The 20107-nt window shown below is 70.5% G+C and carries 20 protein-coding genes and 1 rRNA gene; 8 read left to right on the forward strand and 13 right to left on the reverse strand.

Features of this window, described 5'->3' with window-relative positions:
• Both rrf and ABZ354_RS27480 read left to right on the forward strand, forming a co-directional pair.
• Positions 1-92: ribosomal RNA gene (rrf, locus tag ABZ354_RS27475) — 5S ribosomal RNA — on the forward strand; the annotation flags it as partial.
• A 116-nt stretch (positions 93-208) separates the two neighbouring features.
• Positions 209-772, forward strand: coding sequence for a GNAT family N-acetyltransferase (locus ABZ354_RS27480; RefSeq protein WP_358661211.1), 564 nt, complete (start codon positions 209-211; stop codon positions 770-772).
• Positions 773-782: 10 nt separating this feature from the next.
• Here ABZ354_RS27480 and ABZ354_RS27485 read toward each other — a convergent pair whose 3' ends face one another.
• From ABZ354_RS27485 to ABZ354_RS27510, 6 genes are all read right to left on the reverse strand, one after another.
• Positions 783-2276, reverse strand: coding sequence for a type VI secretion protein (locus tag ABZ354_RS27485; RefSeq protein WP_358661213.1), 1494 nt, complete (start codon positions 2274-2276; stop codon positions 783-785).
• Positions 2277-2291: 15 nt separating this feature from the next.
• Complete coding sequence (locus tag ABZ354_RS27490; protein ID WP_358661215.1) at positions 2292-3704, reverse strand: ATP-binding protein; 1413 nt, start codon at positions 3702-3704, stop codon at positions 2292-2294.
• A 14-nt stretch (positions 3705-3718) separates the two neighbouring features.
• Positions 3719-5278: an SCO6880 family protein gene (locus ABZ354_RS27495; protein ID WP_358661217.1), complete on the reverse strand. Its 1560-nt coding sequence runs from the start codon at positions 5276-5278 to the stop codon at positions 3719-3721.
• On the reverse strand, positions 5275-6579 hold the full coding sequence (locus ABZ354_RS27500) for a hypothetical protein (RefSeq protein WP_358661219.1): 1305 nt from the start codon (positions 6577-6579) through the stop codon (positions 5275-5277). Before ABZ354_RS27500 ends, ABZ354_RS27495 begins: the two co-directional genes overlap by 4 nt.
• Positions 6569-7405 (reverse strand): hypothetical protein, encoded by an 837-nt coding sequence (locus tag ABZ354_RS27505; RefSeq protein WP_358661221.1) that lies wholly within the window; start codon positions 7403-7405, stop codon positions 6569-6571. The genes ABZ354_RS27500 and ABZ354_RS27505 overlap by 11 nt, the downstream gene beginning before the upstream one ends.
• A gap of 205 nt (positions 7406-7610) precedes the next feature.
• Entirely contained in the window at positions 7611-7919 is a 309-nt protein-coding gene (locus ABZ354_RS27510; RefSeq protein ID WP_019526682.1) for a hypothetical protein, read from the reverse strand.
• Between the two features lie 366 nt (positions 7920-8285).
• On the opposite strand from ABZ354_RS27510, the gene ABZ354_RS27515 reads away from it, so the two are divergent.
• Entirely contained in the window at positions 8286-9293 is a 1008-nt protein-coding gene (locus ABZ354_RS27515) for an NlpC/P60 family protein (RefSeq protein ID WP_358661224.1), read from the forward strand.
• Between the two features lie 230 nt (positions 9294-9523).
• Entirely contained in the window at positions 9524-10234 is a 711-nt protein-coding gene (locus tag ABZ354_RS27520) for a phosphatase PAP2 family protein (protein ID WP_358661225.1), read from the forward strand.
• A 36-nt stretch (positions 10235-10270) separates the two neighbouring features.
• On the opposite strand, the gene ABZ354_RS27525 is transcribed toward ABZ354_RS27520, so the two are convergent.
• Both ABZ354_RS27525 and ABZ354_RS27530 read right to left on the reverse strand, forming a co-directional pair.
• Positions 10271-11827, reverse strand: coding sequence for an FAD-binding oxidoreductase (locus ABZ354_RS27525; RefSeq protein WP_358661227.1), 1557 nt, complete (start codon positions 11825-11827; stop codon positions 10271-10273).
• A 135-nt stretch (positions 11828-11962) separates the two neighbouring features.
• The gene (locus tag ABZ354_RS27530) at positions 11963-12133 is read right to left on the reverse strand and encodes a hypothetical protein (RefSeq protein ID WP_358661229.1); all 171 of its coding nucleotides are present in this window, start codon (positions 12131-12133) and stop codon (positions 11963-11965) included.
• 127 nt (positions 12134-12260) lie between these two features.
• Between ABZ354_RS27530 and ABZ354_RS27535 the strand changes: the two genes are divergently transcribed.
• Together ABZ354_RS27535 and ABZ354_RS27540 are read left to right on the forward strand one after the other, a co-directional pair.
• The gene (locus ABZ354_RS27535) at positions 12261-13094 is read left to right on the forward strand and encodes a hypothetical protein (RefSeq protein ID WP_358661231.1); all 834 of its coding nucleotides are present in this window, start codon (positions 12261-12263) and stop codon (positions 13092-13094) included.
• A 141-nt stretch (positions 13095-13235) separates the two neighbouring features.
• Positions 13236-13421 carry a hypothetical protein gene (locus tag ABZ354_RS27540; RefSeq protein WP_358661233.1) on the forward strand — a complete coding sequence of 62 codons (186 nt, stop codon included), beginning with the start codon at positions 13236-13238 and terminating at the stop codon, positions 13419-13421.
• 78 nt (positions 13422-13499) lie between these two features.
• On the opposite strand, the gene ABZ354_RS27545 is transcribed toward ABZ354_RS27540, so the two are convergent.
• The gene (locus ABZ354_RS27545; protein WP_358661235.1) at positions 13500-13877 is read right to left on the reverse strand and encodes a metal-sensitive transcriptional regulator; all 378 of its coding nucleotides are present in this window, start codon (positions 13875-13877) and stop codon (positions 13500-13502) included.
• Positions 13878-14116: 239 nt separating this feature from the next.
• On the opposite strand from ABZ354_RS27545, the gene ABZ354_RS27550 reads away from it, so the two are divergent.
• A complete protein-coding gene (locus tag ABZ354_RS27550; RefSeq protein ID WP_358661237.1) occupies positions 14117-14737 on the forward strand; it encodes a DUF47 family protein in 621 nt (206 codons plus the stop codon).
• Between the two features lie 7 nt (positions 14738-14744).
• Positions 14745-15743, forward strand: a complete 999-nt coding sequence (locus tag ABZ354_RS27555) for an inorganic phosphate transporter (RefSeq protein ID WP_358661239.1) — start codon at positions 14745-14747, stop codon at positions 15741-15743.
• A 178-nt stretch (positions 15744-15921) separates the two neighbouring features.
• Here ABZ354_RS27555 and pstB read toward each other — a convergent pair whose 3' ends face one another.
• The 4 genes from pstB to pstS form a co-directional block, all read right to left on the reverse strand.
• Positions 15922-16698, reverse strand: coding sequence for a phosphate ABC transporter ATP-binding protein PstB (gene pstB / locus ABZ354_RS27560; protein WP_358661241.1), 777 nt, complete (start codon positions 16696-16698; stop codon positions 15922-15924).
• Positions 16699-16732: 34 nt separating this feature from the next.
• The gene (gene pstA, locus ABZ354_RS27565) at positions 16733-17800 is read right to left on the reverse strand and encodes a phosphate ABC transporter permease PstA (RefSeq protein WP_358661243.1); all 1068 of its coding nucleotides are present in this window, start codon (positions 17798-17800) and stop codon (positions 16733-16735) included.
• Complete coding sequence (pstC, locus tag ABZ354_RS27570) at positions 17797-18807, reverse strand: phosphate ABC transporter permease subunit PstC (RefSeq protein ID WP_358661245.1); 1011 nt, start codon at positions 18805-18807, stop codon at positions 17797-17799. Before pstC ends, pstA begins: the two co-directional genes overlap by 4 nt.
• Positions 18808-18973: 166 nt before the next feature.
• Positions 18974-20098: a phosphate ABC transporter substrate-binding protein PstS gene (gene pstS / locus ABZ354_RS27575; protein WP_358661247.1), complete on the reverse strand. Its 1125-nt coding sequence runs from the start codon at positions 20096-20098 to the stop codon at positions 18974-18976.
• Positions 20099-20107 lie beyond the last annotated feature (9 nt).

Here is a 20107-nt window from a genome sequence, read left to right on the forward strand (position 1 = left end):
CGCCCGGTTACATTCCGAACCCGGAAGCTAAGCCTTACAGCGCCGATGGTACTGCAGGGGGGACCCTGTGGGAGAGTAGGACACCGCCGAACAATTCTTGATGAAAAGGCCCACACCTTATGGTGTGGGCCTTTTTCTATTACCCAGCAGCACGCTGCGGTCGTATTTCAGGTGAGCGTGGCGGTGCCCTCGTACTACGGTGGCCGGCATGAAGGCGATGACATCCGGTGAGTACGTGATCCGCTCCATACGGGCCGACGAGTGGCGTGCCGTCAAGGAGTTGCGGCTGGCTGCGCTGCGCGATCCAGTCGCGGACCTGGCCTTTCTGGAGACGTACGAGCAGGCCGCTTCGAAGGCTGATGTGTTCTGGCAGGACCGGGCGGTCGGGTCCGGTGAGGGCTCGACCGGGGTGCGGCAGATCATCGCCGAGTGCCCGGACGGCTCGTGGGCCGGGACGGTGACCGTTCTGCTGGAGGAAGCGGGGACGACCGACTGGGCGGGGCGTGCCGTGGAGCGGCGGCAGGGGCATGTGGTGGGGGTGTTCGTGCGGCCCGAGCACCGGGGGACCGGGCTGGCGAAGGCGCTGTTCGATGCGGGCGCGGAGTGGGCGTGGGGGCGGGGCGCGGAGCGGGTGCGGCTCCTCGTGCACGAGGACAACGAGCGTGCGCAGGGCGCCTACCGCAAGGCGGGATTCGTGCCGAGCGGTGTGGTCGTGACGCCGCCGCAGGCCGCGGGGAAGCGGGAGCTGGAGTTCGTCCTCGATCGGGGGTGAACCTGGGGCGTCACACCAGCAGGTCGTGGTGCGGCCAGCGGGCGCGGGCCTGTTCGCGGGAGCGCAGCAGCACCAGGGGCGGCATGCCGAGGTCCGTTCCGTCCGCCAGCAGATCAGGGAGCTGAGGGACGGGGGCGACGGCAGCGACGTCGTCCAGTACGAGGGTGAGTGGTGGGTCGAGCCGGCCGGAGGATGACCGTTCGGCCATGCGCCGGCCGTGCTCGACCACGCTTGCGACGAGCGCTGTCAGGAGTGGCATCGCGCCCGGGTTCGTCCTGGGGTCCTCGATGGATTCACCCACCACGTACAGCGTGCCCCCTTCGTGCACGAAGGAATCCAGGGCGAGGGCGTCGCTTCGGTTGGGTCCGCACGCCTCGCGGACGTTGACCGTGGAGAGGGCGGCCAGGGCGCGGCTCGCCAGTTCCTGGGCTATGTCGCGGCGTTCGGGGTGCGCGGTGAGCGCGGCCTCCAGTTCGCCCGCCGAGCCGGGTGACGCCTTGGGGTGGGTGCGGAGGACGCGTACGGCGTCCTGCACCTGGGTGCCCTGCACCCAGCGGTGGACGTGGCGGACGGTGCGGCCGTCGACGGCGGCGGCGTGCAGATGGCAGCGCAGCAGGGTCAGGGCGGTGTCGTTCACGGCCTGGTCGATCTTGGCGGTGGGCCGGACGGGTGCGAGGAGCGCTGCGGCACGGGCGGCTGCCGTCCGCTTGTCCTCGCAGCCGGCCGTGGGCGACCAGTGCAGGCGGGCCGGGGTGTCGCACAGGTGCGTGGGGTCGTAGAGGAGGACCGGGCCCAGTTTGGCGCGGGCGTCCTTGGTGTCCTGCCAGACCGCGGGGTTCGAGGTGACGACGAGGGCGGGGCCGGCCGCGTCGCGTACGGCGGCCGTGGCGGCCGTACGCCGGGTGTCCTTCGGGGCCACGAGGATCTGCTCCGCGCCGGTGGCCGGGTCGGCGCCGGGGCCCGGGCCGGTATCGGGGACAGCCGCGGATCCGGTCGCAGGCGTGGGCTCCGGGGCCGGGCGCGGGGCCGGCACCTCGTGCTGGGCGGGGGCGGGGGCGGAAGCGGGGGCCGCGTACGGGGCCGGAGTTGGTGTGTCTTGCGGAGCCGGTTGTGGTGTCGTCCGCTCCGCGTGTCTGCGCAGTCGTACGGCCTTCCAGCGGGCCAGGGTGCCGACCACGAACACCGTCAGGACGACCAGGAGCATCAGCTGGCCGATGAACAGGCCCCAGAACAGGCCGTACCCCGACAGGTGGGCCGCGGGGGTGTCCGGCCAGGCGCCCGCGAGGTCGTGGGGCTTGCTGATCAAGTGGCGCATGGCCAGCGGCGTACGGGTGAAGGCGATGCCGTCGGGCCAGGCGCCGTGGGCGAACAGGCCGGCCAGGCCCGTGGCGGTCCACACCAGCAGGGTCAGGCCGAGGAGGAACGCGAGTGTGGCGACCAGCAGGCCGTCGGAGATGCCGCCCTGGCCTTCCCGACGCTGGTCTCGGTGATCGTCCGGTCTCACGTCCGTCCTCCTGCTCTACGCGACCGTCGACTCCGAGTCGCCGATGTGCTGTTCCACGAAGGCCGCCGCCCGTTCCTCCGCCTCGTGTTCGGCGGCGCGCAGGGCGTCGTCCGCGAGACGGTCGTCCGAGGACTCGGTCATCGCGCGGTCGGTGAAGACCAGGGGGCGTTCGGCCTCGGTGATCAGGTGTTTCACGACCTGGACGTTGCCGTTGACGTCCCAGACGGCGATGCCCGGGGTCAGGGACGGGATGATCTCCACGGCCCAGCGGGGCAGGCCGAGCACCCGGCCGGTGGCTCGCGCCTCGTCGGCCTTCTGGGCGTAGATCGTTCTGGTCGACGCCATCTTCAGGATCGCCGCGGCCTCCTTGGCGGCCGCGCCGTCGACCACGTCGGACAGGTGGTGGACGACCGCGACGAAGGACAGGCCGAGGCGGCGGCCGAACTTCAGCAGCCGCTGGAACAGCTGGGCCACGAACGGGCTGTTGATGATGTGCCAGGCCTCCTCGACCAGGAAGATGCGTTTCTTCCGGTCGGGGCGGATCCAGGTGTGCTCCAGCCACACGCCGACGATCGCCATGAGGATGGGCATGGCGATGGAGTTGCGGTCGATGTGGGAGAGGTCGAACACGATGAGCGGCGCGTCCAGGTCGATGCCGACCGTCGTCGGGCCGTCGAACATGCCGCGCAGGTCACCGTCGACGAGCCGGTCCAGGACCAGTGCGACGTCCAGGCCCCAGGCGCGTACGTCGTCTATGTCGACGTTCATCGACCGGGCGGATTCGGGCTCGGGGTGGCGCAGTTGGTCGACGATGTCGGTGAGGACCGGCTGGCGGTCGGCGATGGTCTCGTTGACGTAGGCGTGCGCGACCTTGAGGGCGAAGCCCGAGCGTTCGTCCAGGCCGTGGCCGAGGGCGACCTCGATGATGGTGCGCAGCAGGGCGAGCTGGCCGGTCGTCGTGATGGACGGGTCGAGCGGGTTGAGCCGGATGCCGTGGTCCAGGGCGGCCGTCGGGTCGAGCCGGATCGGCGTTATGCCCAGCTCCTCGGCGATGAGGTTCCACTCGCCGACGCCGTCCTCGCCCTGTGCGTCCAGGACGACGACCTGGCGGTCCTTGAAGCGGAGCTGACGCAGGACGTACGTCTTCTCCAGGGCGGACTTGCCGTTGCCGGATTCGCCGAGGACGAGCCAGTGGGGGGCGGGGAGCTGCTGGCCGTACAGCTGGAAGGGGTCGTAGATGTAGCCCTTCCCGGAGTAGACCTCGCGGCCGATGATGACGCCGGAGTCGCCGAGGCCGGGGGCGGCCGTCGGCAGGTAGACGGCCTGGGCCTGGCCGGTGGACGTGCGTACCGGCAGTCGTGTCGTCTCGACCTTCCCGAAGAGGAAGGACGTGAAGGCGTCCGTGAGGGCGGACAGCGGATCCCGCATCTGAACCTCAGCCCCTACCTTCGGATGCCGGTGGCGAACGGAAGCGTGTTCACGAAGGCGCGGTGGTGCTCGCGGTCGCACCACTCCAGCTTCAGGTACGACTTTCCGGCCGACGCCCGGATGGTCCGCTTGTCGCGGGCCAGGGCTTCGGGTGAGCGGGAGGAGACGGTGATGTAGCCGACGAGGTTGACTCCGGCGGCGCCGCTCGCGAGGTCTTCGCCGCGCTGGTCGAGACGGTTGTGGGCGGCGATGTCGCGGGGGTCGACGGTGCGGTTCATCTTGGCGGCGCGGGACGCCTCGGCCTCGTCGTTGGTCTTCTCCGTCAGCATGCGTTCGATGGCGACCTCGGTGGGCTCCAGGTCCATCGTGACGGCCACCGTGCGGATGACGTCCGGGGTGTGGACGAGGAGCGGGGCGAGGAAGTTGACGCCGACCGGGGTCATCGGCCACTCCTTGACCCAGGCGGTGGCGTGGCACCAGGGGGCGCGGGTGGTGGACTCCCGGGTCTTGGCCTGGAGGTAGGTGGGCTCCATGGCGTCGAGCTCGGCCGGCCAGGCGTTGCGCTTCGACATCGCCTGGATGTGGTCGATCGGGTGGTCCGGGTCGTACATGGAGTGGATGAGGGAGGCCAGCCGGCCCTGGCCGAGCGGCTGGCGGACCCGGATGTCGGCCTCCTGGAGGCGCGAGCAGATGTCGGTGAGCTCGCGGGCCATGACGACGGCGAGGCCGGCGTCCCGGTCGACCTTGCGGCCGTTGTGGGGGCGGGCGGCGCGGGCCATGGCCTGGCCCTCGGCGGCGAGCTCGCGCGTGTAGTGCATGCAGGCGACGAGGTACGCGCGGTGCTGCTCGCTGCTGGTCGACACCATCGACTGGAGCTGGTCGTACGACTGCTGGAGCCAGCCCGGGGCGCGGTCGTCGCCGCGGACGGCGACGTCCTTGGCGTGGGCGTCGGGGTCGGCGGGGAGGGTGCGGGCGAGCATCTGGATGCGGGTGACGAAGCCGTCGCCGTTGGCCACGTGCTTCAGGAGGGTGCCGAACCGGTCGACGAGCGCCTCCTGGTCCTCGGAGTCGCGCAGGCCGACGCCGGGGCCCTCGATCTCGATGGCGGCGGTGACGGTCTTGCGGTCCGCGTGCAGCAGGACGGCGATCTCGTCGGGTCCGAACGGGGCGGCCAGCCAGGTGATGCGGCCGATACCGGGCGGCGGGCCGACCTCGACCTCGCGCCCGTCGAGCCGGGTGCCGGCCTCCATGGCGGTGGAACGGTACGTCGTGCCCTGCCGGAGGGTGCGCTTGTAGCTGCGGTTGATCTCGTACCACTTGTAGAACGTGCGGCGCTTGTACGGCACGTAGACGGCGCTGAGCGCCAGCAACGGGAAGCCCACCAGCAGCACGATGCGCACGGGCAGGACGGGGACGAGGAGCCCGCACATCATGCCGAGGAACGCGCCCGCGATGATCAGGGCGATCTCGCCGGACTCGCGGTTGCGGCCGACGATGCCGTTCGGCCGGGCGCGGCCGATCAGGTACGTGCGGCGGGGCGTGATCGTGTGGGACAGGTGGGAATCGGTCGTCAACGCCCTTCACCTCCGGTGCTGTTGTTGCGGTTGTTGCCGGCGTGCGGGGTGTTCGCCGGGCTGCCCCGGCGGGGTGCGGGTGCGGCGGAGGGGCCGGATCCGCCGCTCGGGGTGCGCGAGCTGTGCGCGGCGACGCCACTGGAGGCGGGGTTGGCCGGGCGGGGCGCGGAGGATCCCGACTGACCGTTGTTGTCGGCCCGGGAACTGTGCGTCTTGATGCCCTGGGCGACGAGGGTGGCCGGGGAGCTGATGACGGCGGCGGCCTTGCCTTCGGCGCCCTGCATCAGGCGGTTGTTGCGGGAGCCGGCGAGTTCGTCGCCGAAGCCGGGAACGAAGCGGTAGATCATCGCGGACGCGAAGATGGCGAGCAGGATGATGGCGAGGCCGGAGACGACGGCGGAGAACGCGTCGGGGCCCTCTTCGGCGGACAGCGCGCCGGCCAGGCCGAGCACGATCACGATGACGGGCTTGACGAGAATGACCGCGATCATGATTCCGGCCCAGCGCCGTACGTGGCCCCACAGGTTCTTGTCGACGAGCCCGGCGTAGACGACGGTGCCGAGCAGGGCGCCCACGTAGAGCAGGGCGGCGCGGATGACGAGTTCCAGCCAGAGGACGCCGGCCGCGACGATCGACACCAGCGACACCACGATCAGCATGATCGGGCCGCCGCCGATGTCCTCGCCCTTCTTCAGGGAGGCGGAGAACGTCCCGAAGAACTCGTCCGTCTGGTCGCCCGTCGCCTTGGCCAGGACCTCGGTGACGCCGTCGGTGGCCGACACGATCGTGTAGAGGATCAGGGGCGTGAAGGCGGAGGCCAGCACGGTGAGCCACAGGAAGCCGACGGCCTCCGACAGCGCGGTGGTCAGCGGCACGCCGCGCACCGCCCGCTTTGCGACGGCCAGCAGCCACAGCAGCAGCGTGAGGACCGTCGACGCGGCGAAGACGACGGCGTACTGCTGGAGGAACGTCGGGTTCGTGAAGTCGACGTTCGCGGTGTCCTCGACGGCGGCACTGAGCTTGTCGACGGTCCAGGAGGCGGCCTCGGCACAGCCCTTGGCGAGGGAGGAGAGGGGGTCGACGGTGCCGGTGGGGTCGTCCAGGGAGTTCGAGCCGGGGCGGCTGCTGCCGTCGCTCTCGCAGTAGTCCTTGGCGGGGCCCCGGATGAGAGCGCAGGAGTCGTCGCTGTTTGTCGGGCTCGGGCTGGGGTCGGCGAGGGCCCGGGTGGCGAACAGCATCGCAACGCTCTGGGCGACGGCGGCGGATGCCGCGATCTTGAGCAGGGGGCGGTTAGCGCGCATAGGTGAAGCCTCCGTACTCCTCGACGGCCTTCGTCATGTCGTCGGCGGTGGAGGCTCTCTGGTCGCGGCCGACCGGAACGGGACCGTCCTTCTGCTCGAAGTCGGTGATTTTCCAGTCGTTGTCGACCCACCGCAGCCCGTATGTGGTGGTGTACCAGCTCTCGGTCACCGGATGTTTCGACTTGTCGCCGGACAGGCCGAACAGGGACGTGTACCAGACCTCGACCGTCGCCTCGGCGGAACTGGACGCGGTGACCTTGGTGCCCACCGGAACGACACGTGAGACGAAGGTCTGGCCGGCTGGTGCGGAGCCGTCCTTCTCTAGGCCGATGTTGTCCAGGAACTGCTCGCTCGCATACGCCTTGTCGAGCCCGGCCCGCCGGGCTGCGGCGACGTCGGGCGTGTAGACGGCGTCGACGATCGCGTGCCGGCTGTCCTTCTGGAACATGTCGGTCGACCCGAGAGCCACGGAATAGTTCGCCGCCGCGCTCTCCGCCCCCTGCGCGTCATGGGCGAACCCCGAAGGAATCCCGCCGTTTTTCGACGTCACCGGACGTTGGCCGGAAGCTGCTGTCGAGGAGGCTTCCGGTGTGGGGGCTGCTGTCCCGGTGGGAGGGGTGTCGTCTCCGCCGCCGCGGTTCGCGAAGGCGATCGCCGCGATGAGGAGGGCGACCACGCCGACGACGGTCACCATGCCGCGGGACGACGACCGGCCGCCCCGCCGCGCACCCCCGTAGACGTCGCCGCCCGTGTCGGGCAGCCGGGTGCGTGTCTGCCCCGTGCCGCCGTAGCCGCCGGAGTCCTCGCGCTCGTCACCGAGACTCATGCCGCGTACGCCCCCTCGACGTCGAACGGATACTCCTCGTGGTGCAGTCCCTTGCGGTACGACGGTAGCCGCGCTGGTTGCCGCGTGGGCGCGGTGTGGTGACTCGGCATCGGGAGACGCAACCTCGGTCGGCACGGCGGGCGGGTGGGTCGAAGGGGCAACCGGGCGGGCCCGGGGTGGACTGGCCGACGTTCTGAACGCGCCGCTACACGGCCATGCCGTACACGATGGTGAACAGCGTGCCGAGTGAGCCGATGATGAACACACCGGTCAGGCCCGCGATGATGAGGCCCTTGCCCTGTTCGGCGCTGAAGGTGTCACGCAGCGCGGTGGCGCCGATGCGCTGCTTGGCCGCACCCCAGATGGCGATGCCGAGGCAGAGGAGGATCGCGACCGCCATGACCACTTCGATCATCACCTTGGCCTCGTTGCCCAGGCTGCCGAAGGGGCCCCAGTCCGGAGCGATCCCGCCGATGATGGTGTTGATGTCTCCCTCGTCGGCCGCAAAGAGCATGTAAGTCACCGCCCCTGGTGGGTAGTTCCGCAGTCCCCCCTGCGGTGCGCAGAGGTCGGACTCATTGTCGCCGACAAATGCGCTGCCGTATGTCGACTTGACGTCATTGCCTGGCGGGTTTCGTACCAACAGCTTGCCACCACGCCGGCTGTGCCCCTCGCCGGCTCGGGAAATGGCGGGTGAACAGTCATATCGTCACTCTGTGTATCACGGCGGGTTACTCCGGACAATGGCGTGTGGGAGGAACCCCGCACGTGGTTCCATCGTTGAGCCCTTTCCGCCAGTCCTGGGAACGCATCGGTTGCGCGGGATGCCGGCGGGGAAGCTTTTAGACTGTTCGGTGGACTTCGGGGTGGCAAAGGGTGGATGACGGTGCGTAAGGCATGGGTCGTGGGGATCGCGGTCGGTGGCTCCGCGCTCGCCTTCGTCATGCTGCTCGTGGTCGGGGTGTACGTCGTCGCCGGGAACCTCGCCAACAGTGCGGGGGGCGCCGGCAAGCAGCTGGCCAAGGGGTCGGTGCCCGCCGCGTACCAGAGGCTCGTGCAGCAGTGGGGGAATCTCTGCCCGGCCATCAACCCCGCGCTGCTGGCCGCGCAGCTGTACCAGGAGAGCGGGTTCAATCCGGGGGCGAAGAGCCCGGCGCAGGCGCAGGGCATCGCCCAGTTCATTCCCGGTACCTGGGCGACGCACGGGATCGACGGTGACGGGGACGGCGACCGGGACGTCTGGGATCCGAAGGACGCGATTCCGTCGGCCGCGTCGTACGACTGCGAACTCGCCAAGTACGTCGAGGACGTTCCGGGCAGCGCGACCGAGAACATGCTGGCGTCGTACAACGCGGGCGCCTACGCGGTCATCAAGTACGGGGGCGTGCCGCCGTACCGGGAGACGCAGAACTACGTCAGAACCATCACGAAGCTGAGCGAGAGCTTCGCCGCTCCCGTCACCCGCGTCGACCCCTCCCAGCAGGCCGCCGGGGCCATCGCCTACGCGCAGAAGAAGCTCGGGACGCTGTACCTGTGGGGCGGCAACGGTACGCCTGAGCAGGGCGGACGGTTCGACTGCTCCGGGCTGACCAAGGCCGCGTACCAGAGTGTGGGCGTGACCCTGCCGCGCGTGGCCAACGATCAGTACAACGCCGGTCCGCATCCCGGGCGGGGCGAGCTGCTCCCCGGTGACCTGGTGTTCTTCTCGGACGACCTCACCAACTCGCGTGCCATCCGGCACGTCGGTATCTATGTCGGTGGCGGTTACATGATCAACGCTCCCCGGACGGGGGCGGTCATTCGTTTCGATCCGATCGACACCGCCGACTACTTCGGGGCCACTCGCGTCACCGAAGATGGCGCGAAAGCGCTCCCCACCACAGTGTGACCGACGGTGAACCCCACCCCTGAACTGCGATGACGAGTCTCTCTTCGGTAACGTCTGAGTGATCGTTCGGTGGAATGTGGAACGTATGCGAGGGGGCCGTGCGTTCCTGATGACGTATCCGGACGACCGTGCCGACGCATGTCGGCGGCGAGTCCTCGGACCACGGGGGTGACAAGCGGCGCACACTGGTGTGCGCCGGGGAAAGAAGACGACGAAGGGGCCGCAGCACCATGGCTGGACTCGCCGCATCCGGGTCGAACCCCGACGTCGAGCTGCTGTACGACATCAATGGCCTGGCCAAGGACGCACCCGCCTGGTTCGACCGGGTGATGAGCTACGTCGGCGAGTACGGGCTGCTGCTCGCGATGGTCCTGCTCGTGCTGGGCTGCTGGTGGACCGTGCGCCGCAGGGGCGGGGCGGACGCCGCGCCGTCCGTCGCCGCGCTGTTGTGGGCCCCGCTCGCGGCAGGCGTCGCCGTCCTGGTGAACGTGCCGATACGAGGATTCGTGGAACGGCCCCGGCCGTTCCGGGTGCATCAGGGGCTCGAGGTGCTCCAGCCCGGCAAGACCGACTTCTCGTTCGTCAGCGACCACGCCACGATCACCATGGCCATGGCGGTCGGCCTGTTCGTCGCCCACCGGAAGTTCGGCATCGCCGGCATCGTCCTGGCGCTCTTCGAGGGCTTCTGCCGGGTCTACATGGGCGTGCACTACCCGACGGACGTCGTGGGCGGCTTCGCGCTCGGCACGGCCGTCGCGCTGCTGCTCTCCCCGGTCGCCATGGCGCTGCTGACGCCGCTGGTCGAGATGGTCGAGCGGTCCCCGCGCGCGGGTGTGCTCGTCGCCGCCCGCCGCTCCCCGTCCGACGGCGGCGACACGGTGGCGCCGGATGCCGCGTCCGGTCGGCGCCCGGGGGCCGAGGAGCGGGATCTCGCCGCCTGACACCGCCCATGGGGACCACCGGGGGCCTGCGGGTTCCTACGGGGTCTGCGGGCGGGTGAAGAAACCGGTCGGGTCGTACCGGCGCTTCAGCCGCGTCAGGCGCGGTGCCGCGTCGCCGTAGTAGGCCGTGCGCCAGTCGGGGAGCGTCGGGTCCGTGTAGTTCTGGTACGCCGCTCCCGACGCGTACGGCCGCATGGCGTGGTGAGCCTCCGCCAGCCAGGCCTGGGCCGTCCGGCCCGAGGTGCCGGGGCGCCAGGCCGCGATGTACTGGGCCAGCATGCGTGAGCGCCGGTGCACGAACGCGGTGTCCGCCGGGGCGACCCGGTTCACGGCGCCCCCCAGCGCCGTCAGCGAGAAACCGCCCGTGCCGCCGCGCACCGACCGGATGCCCGAGAGCAGCGCGCCGACGCCCTCCGCCGACAGCGACCGGTCGTAGAAGTCCGAGCGTGCCGCGTACGTCTCCCGGGCCAGCGCGCCCCGGGGGGAGCGGCCCGGGGTGTCACCCGGCAGATGGCAGTCGGCGTCGGGGGCGAAGGACGAGCAGCCGGCGTACAGCTCCATGGACTCCTCGTACGAGCGGCGGCGCAGGGACACACTGCTCGCCGGGGCGCCGATGCGGTCGGCCAGCCGGTCCACGGCGTTCTGGAGTTCGCCGTACGTGCCCAGGGAGAACGCGGAGACGGAGACCGTCGGGGTCGCGCCCGCGGCGCTGTCCAGGTGCAGCGACGACCAGATCTCGTCGGGCCGGTCCGGGCCCCACTCCTGCCAGGCCCGCACCACGGCGGCGGCCGTCGGCCAGGGCCAGGCGAGGTACGCCGTGACGCCCTGTGGCGCCGGATGCGTGCGGAAGTGCAGCTCCGTGACGACGCCGAAGGTGCCGTTGCCGGCGCCGCGCAGCGCCCAGAACAGGTCCTTGTTCTCTCGCGCGTCGGCGCCGAGCTGTGCGCCGTCCGCCGCGACCAGCGTCACCCTGGTCAGGTTGTCGCAGGTCAGGCCGTATGCGCGGGAGGTGACGCCGTGGCCTCCGCCGAGGGCGAGGCCGGAGACGCCGACCGTGGGGCACGAACCGGCCGGGATCGTCACGCCCTTGGCGGCGAGGGCGCGGTAGACGTCGATGAGCCTGGCCCCCGCCCCGACGACCGCCTCGCCGCCGCTCACCCGGATCCGGGACAGCCGGGAGACGTCGACGACGAGACGGCCGTCGCCCGAGGACCAGCCGGCGTAGGAGTGGCCGCCGTTGCGGAGGGAGACGCGCAGGCCGTGGGTGCGGGCGTACGCCAGGGTCGTACGGATGTCGTCGGGGTGGGCGACGTAGGCGACGGCTGCGGGTTTCAGGCCGTCGAAGCGGGTGTTGTAGAGCTGCCGGGCGGCCTGCCAGTCCGCGTCGCCCGGCCGCACCAGGGAGCCGTCGAGGCCGCGCGCGAGGGCCGGCCAGTCGGGGGAGGCCGTGGCACGCGGGCGTGACGGTGCGCGGGAGGCGGGGGTGGCGTGCGGGCCCGCGTGCGCCGTGCCGGAGCCGCCGCTGTCGCAGGCGCCCGCGAGGACCGCGGTGGCGGCCACCGCGCCGCCGGTGATGAACGTACGCCGGTCCATGAGCGCCTCCCGAGAGTCCCGAGTCCCGTGGAACGGGACGGGACTGCGGGCGCCGGGGTTCCATGGCCGTCCGCCCGGGGGGTGCGCCCCGCCGCTTCCGCCGCCGCTCTCGGACGCCGTTTCACGTCACCGTTCTCAGCCGGTGGCGTGGGTCTCCGCGTCCGAGCGGGCCAGGCCGCGGGCCCGGCGGGCGGGGCCGCGCCAGCCGCAGGTGCAGCGGGCCACACAGAACGGTCCCTGTTCGACCGTCGTGGTGCGGTGCCGCGCCGTGTCCTCCGAGGGATCGAGCCCGTCCTGCTGCGTCACGCGCTCCACGGTAAGGGGAGCCGCGGGGCGGACTCGTACCCGGGCGCGTGACGGGGTCCTCCACGCGTCGTTAACCAGAGGGACGAAGAGCCCGTATCGGACAGCGGTGGTTGGGGGTAGGCAGGCGATGGCTGGGCGGCACAGGCGGACGGTCGGCGCGCTCGTCGCGGTGGGGCTGGTGGGCTGCGTCGGTCTCGGTGCCGGCGGCTGCACCGGGAGCCAGACGGCCGCGGGCGCCGAGGCGATGGCGGGCGACGCGGTCGTGGTGCTGCGCCGGGCGGCGGACCGGCTGGCCGAGGCGGGCAGTTCCAGGGCCCGTACGTCGATGGAGATGGCGACCGGCGGCACCCGGGTGACCATCCGCGGCGAGGGCGTGTACGACTACCGCCGACGGCTCGGGCGGCTGAAGGTGCTGCTGCCGCAGGACCCGGCCGGCCCGCAGCGGCCGATCACCGAACTCCTCGCACCGGGCGCCCTGTTCATGAAGAACCGCGGTGCCGGGGTCCCCGCCGACAAGTGGGTGCGGGTGGACACGGCCACGCTGTCCGACGGGAACCTGGTCACCGGCGGTGCCACGGACCCGTTCGCCGCCGCGGAGGTGCTGCGCGGCACCCGGCGGGCGACCTTCGTGGGGTCCGCCGAGGTCGCCGGGACCGCGGTGCGGCACTACCGGGGGACCGCCGACCTCGTGGTGGCCGCGCGGGCTGCCACGAAGTCCGGCCGGGGGGCGCTCGCGTCGGCGGCGGAAGGATTCGCCACGGCGGTGGTCCCGTTCGACGTGTATCTGGACGACATGGGCCGCATCCGGAAGGTCCGTCACCGGTTCAGTTTCGTCAACGGCCGCCAGAAGGGGCCCGTCGCCGTCGCCTCCACGATCCTGCTGTTCGACTTCGGCGCCCCGGCGCGGGTACGGCTGCCGAAGAGCGAGGACATCTACGCCGGCCGGATCGCCGAGGAGTGAGAGGGCCTGCCGGGCCGTGCGGGGTACGGAGTGAGAAAGACCACGCGTATGTGTGACGGGCGTCGAGAACTAGCCCTTCCGTGCCATGCGCGGTGCGTGCGCCGCTGCCTACTCTAGGAAGCCGGTGACGGCAGAGACGAGGTGACGCGCGTGGCTCCGGTCGGCGGTACGGCAGTTCAGGACCACGTGGCTCTCGCCGAGATCGAACTGTGCGGCGAGCTGATCATCGCCGCGTCGGCCGCCCACGAGGAGCGGCTCAGCCTGGAGAGCATCGACGAGGTCCTGAAGGTGGGCGAGGAGCGACGGTCCGGCGCTCTCCCGGAGTGATCGCCGGGCGGCCCCCAAAAAACCGCCGGGTGACCGGAAATCGCCCCTGCATACGCGTCCGGCCGGAGCCGGCCCCGCTCAGGTGCGCAGCAGACGCCCGATGGCCTTGGTGGCCTCTTCGACCTTCGCGTCGATCTCGGCGCCGCCCTTGACGGCGGCGTCGGCGACGCAGTGGCGCAGGTGCTCCTCCAGCAGTTGCAGCGCGAAGGACTGCAGGGCCTTGGTGGAGGCGGACACCTGGGTGAGTATGTCGATGCAGTAGACGTCCTCGTCGACCATCCGCTGCAGGCCCCGGATCTGGCCCTCGATACGGCGCAGCCGCTTGAGGTGCTCGTCCTTGCGCTGGTGGTAGCCGTGGATGCCGCGGTCGTGGTCGGTCACGATGTCCGTCCGGTCCGCGGCTTGTGCCGCCTGCGGTGCGGAGGGCGCGCCGGCGCCGGCCTCGGTGGTCGTCATCGCGTCCTCCTGGTGAGCGGATGGCGGACATATACCCCTAGTGGGTATATGGTAACGAACTTCCTGGGTATACGCCTCTTGCCCGACGCGGGGTGCGGCGGCCGGGTCGCAGGGCCTTTGCCGCCCCCGTGCTCATCACTGTGACCCATGGGCGACACTGGTGTCCGGCCCGATAGCCGTGGCCGGATGATGCGCCTAGCATCAGCCTGACCAAAACCGATGCAGCCCGAGGACCCCACGTGCGCTTTCGTCTGACCCCCAGGGAGACGAGCTTCTACGACATGTTCGCCGCATCCGCGGACAACATCGTCACGGGCTCGAAACTCCTCATGGAACTGCTCGGAGCGGACGCTTCCGCCCGGGTCGAGATCGCGGAGCGTATGCGGGCCGCCGAACACGCGGGTGACGACGCGACGCACGCGATCTTCCACCAGTTGAACTCCTCGTTCATCACGCCGTTCGACCGCGAGGACATCTACAACCTCGCGTCGTGCCTGGACGACATCATGGACTTCATGGAGGAGGCCGTCGACCTCGTCGTCCTCTACAACGTCGAGGAACTGCCCAAGGGCGTCGAGCAGCAGATCGAGGTCCTGGCCCGCGCGGCGGACCTGACCGCCGAGGCGATGCCCCACCTGCGGACCATGGACAACCTCACCGAGTACTGGATCGAGGTCAACCGGCTGGAGAACCAGGCCGACCAGATCCACCGCAAGCTGCTCGCCCACCTGTTCAACGGCACGTACGACGCGATCGAGGTGCTGAAGCTCAAGCAGATCGTGGACGTGCTCGAAGAGGCCGCGGACGCCTTCGAGCACGTGGCGAACACGGTGGAGACCATCGCCGTCAAGGAGTCCTGACCCGTACATGGACACCTTGGCTCTGGTCGTGACCATCGGGGTCGCGCTCTTCTTCACGTACACCAACGGCTTCCACGACTCGGCGAACGCGATCGCCACGTCCGTGTCCACGCGGGCGCTGACGCCGCGGGCGGCGCTGGCGATGGCCGCGGTCATGAACCTCGCCGGCGCGTTCCTCGGCTCCGGGGTCGCCAAGACCGTCAGCGAAGGGCTGATCGAGACGCCCGAGGGCTCGACGGGCATGGGGATCCTCTTCGCCGCGCTCGTCGGGGCGATCACCTGGAACCTCATCACCTGGTACTTCGGGCTGCCGTCCTCCTCCTCGCACGCCCTGTTCGGGGGCATGGTGGGCGCGGCGCTGGCGGGCGGCACGGCCGTGTACTGGAACGGGGTGCTGGAGAAGGTCGTCATACCGATGTTCATCTCGCCCGTGGTCGGTCTGCTGGCCGGGTACCTGGTGATGACGGCGATCATGTGGATCTTCCGGCGGGCCAATCCGCACAAGGCGAAGCGGGGTTTCCGCATCGCGCAGACCGTGTCGGCGGCGGGTATGGCGCTGGGGCACGGTCTTCAGGACGCGCAGAAGACGATGGGCATCGTGGTCATGGCCCTCGTCATCGCCGACGCCGAGGACTACGGCGATCCCATTCCGGTCTGGGTGAAGATCGCGTGCGCGGTGATGCTGTCGCTGGGGACGTATGCCGGCGGGTGGCGGATCATGCGGACGCTGGGGCGGAAGATCATCGAGCTGGATCCGCCGCAGGGGTTCGCCGCGGAGACGACCGGGGCGTCGATCATGTTCACGACGGCGTTCCTGTTCAAGGCGCCGATCTCCACGACGCACGTCATCACGTCGGCGATCATGGGCGTCGGGGCGACGAAGCGGGTGAACGCCGTGCGGTGGGGTGTCGCCAAGAACATCATCCTCGGGTGGTTCATCACGATGCCGGCCGCCGCTGTGGTGGCGGCCTGTGCGTTCTGGCTGGTGAACCTGGCGTTCCTGTAGGGCCCCGGGTGGTCCCGCCGCCCTGCGTCTTCTCCTCACCCGGTGCCCTCGGGGCGCCGGGTGACGTGGTTTCCCGGAGGCTGTACGAAGGCCCGCCCCCGGGAGCCGGGGGCGGGCCTGGCCTCGTGGTGGCACCGCCATGCAGCACCGCGAGGGGATCAGGGGGATCGGACACGGGTCAGCCGAAGCGGCCCGAAATGTAGTCCTCCGTGGCCTGGACCGACGGGTTGGAGAAGATGCGCTCCGTGTCGTCGATCTCGATCAGCTTGCCGGGCCGGCCCACGGCCGCCAGGTTGAAGAACGCCGTGCGGTCGGAGACGCGCGCCGCCTGCTGCATGTTGTGCGTCACGATGACGATCGTGAAGCGTTCCTTCAGCTCGCCGATCAGGTCCTCGATGGCCAGGGTGGAGATCGGGTCCAGGGCCGAGCAGGGCTCGTCCATCAGCAGGACGTTCGGCTCCACCGCGATCGCCCGCGCGATGCACAGACGCTGCTGCTGACCGCCGGACAGGCCCGAGCCCGGTTTGTTCAGGCGGTCCTTGACCTCGTTCCAGAGGTTCGCGCCGCGCAGGGACCTCTCGACCACGTCGTCCAGCTCGGACTTCCTGTACGAGCCGTTCAGGCGCAGGCCCGCCGCCACGTTGTCGTAGACGGACATCGTGGGGAACGGGTTCGGGCGCTGGAAGACCATGCCGACCTCGCGCCGTACGGCCACGGGGTCGATGCCGGTGCCGTACAGGTTCTCGTCGTCGAGCACGACCTTGCCCTCGACGCGACCGCCCGGCGTGACTTCGTGCATGCGGTTCAGGGTCCGCAGGAACGTGGACTTGCCGCAGCCGGACGGTCCGATGAAGGCCGTCACGGAGCGCGGCTCGATCGTCATCGAGATGTCCTCGATGGCGAGGAACGAGCCGTAGTAGGCGTTGAGGCCGCTGACGTCGATGCGCTTGGCCATGTCAATCACTGCTTCCTTCGGGTCGGGGAGGGCCTCAGCGACCGGTCTTCGGGGCCTTCCAGCGGGCGATGCCGCGGGCCACCAGGTTGAGGATCATGATGAACGCGATGAGTGTCAGGGCCGCCGCCCAGGCACGGTCGTACGCCGCGCCGGAGCCGCCGCTGTTCGCGTACTGCAGGTAGATGTACATCGGCAGCGACGCCTGCGGGTCGGAGAACGGGTTCGCGTTGATGAAGTTCGTGCCCCAGACCAGCAGCAGCACGGGCGCGGTCTCGCCGGTGATCCGGGCCACGGCCAGCATCACGCCGGTGGTGATGCCGCCGATCGACGTCGGCAGGACCACCTTCAGGATCGTGCGCCACTTGGGGACGCCGAGCGCCAGTGACGCCTCGCGCAGCTCGTTCGGGACGAGCTTGAGCATCTCCTCGGTGGAGCGGACGACCACCGGAATCATCAGGATGGCCAGGGCGAGCGAGCCGGCGAATCCGGAGTAGCCCATGCCGAGGACCACGATCCACAGGCTGAGGACGAACAGGCCGGCGACGATCGACGGGACGCCCGTCATGACGTCGACGAAGAAGGTGACGGCCGTGGCGAGCCTGCCGCGCCCGTACTCGACCAGGTAGATCGCGGTGAGCACGCCCACCGGGACGGAGATCAGGGTGGCGAGGCCGACCTGCTCCAGCGTGCCCAGCAGCGCGTGGTAGACGCCGCCGCCGGGCTCGGTGTCCGCGACGACGCCCATCGAGTGGGTGAGGAAGTAGCCGTCGAGGACCTTCGCGCCCTGCTCGACGGTCTCCAGGATCAGCGAGGCCAGCGGCAGCACGGCCAGGACGAACGCGACCCAGACCAGGCTGGTCGCGATGCGGTCCCTGGCCTGCCGGCGGCCCTCGACGGACGCGGAGATCCCGTACGTCCCGGCGACGAAGGCGAGTGCGGCGATCAGGCCCCACTGGATGTCGCTGTGCAGTCCGGCGGCGGCGCTGATGCCGAGGCCGGCCGCGACGGAACCGGCGGCGACCGCCCAGGGGAACCACGTGGGCAGGGTCGCGCCGCGCAGGGAACCGCGCTCGGCGGTGAGGGTGGCGGGTGCGTGGCTCATGCGTTGGCCCCCGAGTACTCCTTGCGGCGGGCGATGATCAGCCGGGCCGCGCCGTTGACCAGCAGGGTGATGACGAAGAGGACCAGACCGGACGCGATGAGGGCGTCGCGGCCCATGGTGGTGGCCTCGTTGAACTTGCTGGCGATGTTCTGGGCGAAGGTGCCGCCGCCCGGGTCGAGCAGGCTGGCGGTGATGTCGAAGCTCGGCGAGAGGACCATCGCGACGGCCATCGTCTCGCCGAGGGCGCGGCCGAGGCCCAGCATCGACGCGGAGATCACGCCGGAGCGGCCGAAGGGCAGGACCGACATGCGGATGACCTCCCAGCGCGTGGCTCCGAGGGCCAGCGCCGCCTCCTCGTGCATCCGCGGGACCTGCCGGAAGACCTCGCGGCTCACGTTGGTGATGATCGGCAGGATCATGATCGCGAGCAGGATGCCGACGGTGAACAGCGAGCGGGGGGCGCCGCCGTGCCAGTCGAGGACGCCGGTCCAGCCGAGGTACTCGTCCATCCAGCCGTACAGGCCGCTGAGGTTCGGGACCAGGACGAGGGCGCCCCACAGGCCGTAGACGATGGACGGCACGGCGGCCAGCAGGTCGATGACGTAGCCGATGGTGCCGCCCAGCCTGCGCGGCGCGTAGTGCGTGATGAACAGCGCGATGGCGACGGCGACCGGGACCGCGATCACCATGGCGACGACCGACGACACGACGGTGCCGAAGACCAGCACCGCGATGCCGAACCGCGGCGGCAGGCCGCTCGGGTTCCACTCGAAGCTGGTGAGGAAGCCGGCCTCGTCCTTGCCGATCGCGAGAGCGGCCCGGTAGGTCAGGAAGGCCGCGATGGCCGTCATGATCACCAGGACGAGGATGCCGGAACCGCGGGAGAGGCCCACGAAGATCCGGTCGCCGGGGCGGGTGGCGCCACGGGCGGCGCGCTGCTCCTCGGCGGGGCGGGGCGGGACGGGCTCAGGTGCGGTTGCGGTGGGCGTCTGCGTGGATATGTCCATTGGGTTCTCCGGTCTGCGGAGCCGCCCGCCGGGCGGCTCTCACGGAGCCCCGCGGGTAGCGGGCTGCTCCTGGCGGCGGTGCACCGGACAGCGCGGACCGGCCCCGGTGTCCCGCCGCCGGCCGTACGGCGACGGACGGGGCCCGTGGGCCGGACCGCGACTCAGGTCAGCTCAGGCCCGAGACGGTCTCGCGGACCTTGCTGATGATCTCGGCCGGCATCGGGGCGTAACCGGCGTCGGCCAGCAGGCCCTGCCCGTCCTCGGAGGCCAGGTAGGTCAGGAAGGACTTGGTGGCGGGCAGGGTGTCCGCCTTGTTGCCCTTGTCGCAGGCGATCTCGTAGGTCACGAGGACGATCGGGTACGCATTGTCGGCCGAGGGCGTGTAGTCGAGCTCCAGCGCCAGGTCCTTGCCCGTGCCGACGACCTTGGCGGCGCCGACGGCGGCGGTCGCGTTCTCGATCGTGGCCTTGACCGGCTGCGCGGCCCCGGTCTTGACGTCGACCGTCGTGATGCCGTCCTTGGCGTAGGACAGCTCGAAGTAGCCGATCGCGCCGGACGTGGCCTTGACCTGCTGCGCCAGGCCGGAGGAGCCGTTGGCGGACTGGCCGCCCCTGGCCTTCCACGCCTTCTCGGGCTCGTACGTCCAGTCCTTGGGCGCGGCGGCCTTCAGGTACTTGGTGAAGTTGTCCGTGGTACCGGACTCGTCGGAGCGGTGGAAGGCCTGGATCTGCAGGTCCGGGAGCTTCGCGCCGGGGTTCAGCTTCGCGATGGCCGGGTCGTTCCACTTCTTGATCCGCGTGTCGAAGATCTTGGCGAGCGTGGGGGCGTCCAGGGTGAGCGAGTCGACGCCCGGGACGTTGAAGCCGACCGCGATCGGGCCGCCGACCATCGGCAGGTCGATGCCCTGGCCGCCCTCGCAGACCTTCTTGGAGGCCTCGATCTCCTCCGGGTCCAGCGCCGAGTCCGAACCGGCGAACGCGGTCTGGCCCTGGGTGAACGCGGTGATGCCGGCGCCGGACCCGTCGGGACGGTAGTTGACCTGAACGTTCTGGCACGCGGCGGTGTACTGCTTGATCCACGCGTCGATCGCGTTCTTCTGGGCGGAGGAGCCGGAGGCCTGGAGCCGGCCCTTGGCGTCGCCGCACTCGATGCTGCCCGCCTGCTGGGTGGTGGCGCCACCCTCGCTGTTGCCGCCGGTGTCGTCGGAGCCGCACGCCGTGAGGGCCAGGGCGCCGGAGACGGCGAGAGCACCGAGAGCGAGGGCCCGCCGGTTCTTGCGCTGAAGCTTCACTTGAGGGAG

Origin of the sequence: Streptomyces sp. NPDC005925 (assembly GCF_040638805.1) — a bacterium.
Taxonomy (GTDB): Bacteria; Actinomycetota; Actinomycetes; order Streptomycetales; family Streptomycetaceae; genus Streptomyces.

Coding starts and splice junctions, on each gene's coding strand:
- ABZ354_RS27480 (WP_358661211.1), top strand. CDS start 209: ATGAAGGCGATGACATCCGGTGAGTACGTGATCCGCTCCATACGGGCC.
- ABZ354_RS27490 (WP_358661215.1), bottom strand. CDS start 3,704: ATGCGGGATCCGCTGTCCGCCCTCACGGACGCCTTCACGTCCTTCCTC.
- ABZ354_RS27500 (WP_358661219.1), bottom strand. CDS start 6,579: ATGCGCGCTAACCGCCCCCTGCTCAAGATCGCGGCATCCGCCGCCGTC.
- ABZ354_RS27505 (WP_358661221.1), bottom strand. CDS start 7,405: ATGAGTCTCGGTGACGAGCGCGAGGACTCCGGCGGCTACGGCGGCACG.
- ABZ354_RS27510 (WP_019526682.1), bottom strand. CDS start 7,919: ATGCTCTTTGCGGCCGACGAGGGAGACATCAACACCATCATCGGCGGG.
- ABZ354_RS27515 (WP_358661224.1), top strand. CDS start 8,286: ATGACGGTGCGTAAGGCATGGGTCGTGGGGATCGCGGTCGGTGGCTCC.
- ABZ354_RS27520 (WP_358661225.1), top strand. CDS start 9,524: ATGGCTGGACTCGCCGCATCCGGGTCGAACCCCGACGTCGAGCTGCTG.
- ABZ354_RS27525 (WP_358661227.1), bottom strand. CDS start 11,827: ATGGACCGGCGTACGTTCATCACCGGCGGCGCGGTGGCCGCCACCGCG.
- ABZ354_RS27535 (WP_358661231.1), top strand. CDS start 12,261: ATGGCTGGGCGGCACAGGCGGACGGTCGGCGCGCTCGTCGCGGTGGGG.
- ABZ354_RS27545 (WP_358661235.1), bottom strand. CDS start 13,877: ATGACGACCACCGAGGCCGGCGCCGGCGCGCCCTCCGCACCGCAGGCG.
- ABZ354_RS27555 (WP_358661239.1), top strand. CDS start 14,745: ATGGACACCTTGGCTCTGGTCGTGACCATCGGGGTCGCGCTCTTCTTC.
- pstB (WP_358661241.1), bottom strand. CDS start 16,698: ATGGCCAAGCGCATCGACGTCAGCGGCCTCAACGCCTACTACGGCTCG.
- pstA (WP_358661243.1), bottom strand. CDS start 17,800: ATGAGCCACGCACCCGCCACCCTCACCGCCGAGCGCGGTTCCCTGCGC.
- pstC (WP_358661245.1), bottom strand. CDS start 18,807: ATGGACATATCCACGCAGACGCCCACCGCAACCGCACCTGAGCCCGTC.